This is a genomic window from Streptomyces diversicolor (assembly GCF_057537855.1).
This window is the reverse complement of record NZ_BAAJXA010000114.1, coordinates 1-1,721: the sequence shown is the minus strand read 5'-3', so window position 1 is coordinate 1,721 and position 1,721 is coordinate 1. Positions and strand designations below refer to the sequence as shown.

At 68.7% G+C, this 1,721-nt stretch carries 1 protein-coding gene; it reads right to left on the bottom strand.

Going from position 1 to position 1,721, the window contains the following annotated elements:
• Positions 1 to 174: 174 nt before the first annotated feature.
• Positions 175 to 1,566 (bottom strand): IS1380 family transposase, encoded by a 1,392-nt coding sequence (locus AC27LF_RS45360; RefSeq protein ID WP_479662438.1) that lies wholly within the window; start codon positions 1,564 to 1,566, stop codon positions 175 to 177.
• Between the last annotated feature and the right edge of the window lie 155 nt (positions 1,567 to 1,721).

Genomic DNA, 1,721 nt, shown 5'->3' with positions numbered 1-1,721 from the left:
ACCTCGATTCGTCAGCGGGTTTCGGTCGCTGATTGGTGCAGCTGTTCGCCCGTAATGTCCTCTGCCGTTGGAGGACGGGCCGTCGCGTGACGCCGCGGGGTGCGCCGGGTTCCACGGGCCCGGAGGCTGGGGGTTCTCCTCCTTCCTGGTCCTCGTCGGGGCGTGAGCCGGCCGTCAGGTGGCGGCCGGAAGCTGCGTGAGCCTGTTCCAGCTGATGGTGAACGCCGCCGCCCAGGGCCAGGTTCGCTCGATGCGCAAGATGCGACGGCGAGCGTGGCGAGCCAGGCGGGCCGGAAGGTGATAGAGGCGCAGGCGCATCGTGTCCGGCTCGGCGTCTTCGAGGCCGTCCTGGTCGTGCAGGGTGAGCAGCCGCAGCCAGGTGTCGAGATCGGTGGCGAGGTTCGCGGCGAGCATCCAGCCTGTGTTGATCTGCCACGACTGTGAGGGCAGGTTCGCCAGCCCCATGGCCTTGTTGGTGCGGACGCGGTCCTCGACCTCGGCGTGGTCGCGGTGCAGGGCGTCGAGGAACTGGATCTGGTGGGAGCCGGTGATGCCCCACATGTGCCGGATGTTCGTCGCCGTGATCGAGTAGCGCCAGCCGGTCTTCTGCTCGAAGGCGGTCAGCTTCTTCATGTGCCGCCTCGATGGGCGCACGCGGCGGACGATCAGCCGCATGCCTTCCGGCCAGCCGTCGCGGGTGTTCAGGTAGGTCAACTCCGCGACCTGGTAGCCCGCTTGGAGATCGCCGTCCTGCTTCAGCGAGGTTTCCCAGGCGCTTTCGGGGAGCCTCGCGATCGCCGTCTCGTCCTCGGGCGTGATCTTCCAGCCGACCGTGTAACGGACCGTGCGTCGCTTCGTGTTCAGCGCCTCCAGGTGTTCAAGCAGGCCGTGGGTGGCGCCCGCGCCGTCGACGCGGACAAGGATCTTCGACTGAGAAGAGTGCGGTATCTGATCCAACGCGGCGGCGAGGACGCGGACGTGGTCGTCCACCGTGTTGGCCCCTGCGTTGCCCGCCCGCAGTTCCATCGCGAGGCTCTCGCCGGTGTTCGCCAGCCAGCCGCCCAGCGGGTGGAAGCCGAACGTGCCCTTGAACGTGGGCGCGGCCCCTTCTTTCCTGGACGCGCTCGCGATGACCGTGGCGTCCAGGTCGACGACGATCCAGCCCGTCAGCCTCCGCCCAGCGACCGTGAGCCACGGGAAGCCGCCGGGCCGCAGGTGGAGCAGCATCCACACGTGCCGGCGCACCCGCCGCCGCACCTTCGCGATCTTCATCAGGGTCTTGTCGTCCAGTTCGGCCAGCAGGCGACGCATCGTCGAGTCCGAGGCCGCACGACCGAACAGGCCCTGGTGGTGGAGCTGGAGCTGCTCGGCCTCCAACAGGCTCCGCGCCCCGAGCACCATCGCGACGGCCAGTTGGACGAGCACCCCGGCCCGCTCCCGCCACCCGGCACTCGTGCTGGAGGGAAGCACCCCGGCCAGCCCTCGCGTCAGTCCCACCCGGTCCGCCAGCCGGCGCAGCAGCACCGCCCCCGCATGCCCGACCAGCCCCTTTCCATCGGCTGCCACGGACAGCCCACGATCCCACCCTGTACGCTCGCTCACCAGAAAGGTGTCCTGACTCCTGCACCGGATACGACCTAGACACTCGCATCCTCGCAGGTCAGCGGCACCTTTCTGCTGTCAGTGCGTCAGCTCGCCCAATTCCGCTGAATAACCGGGGT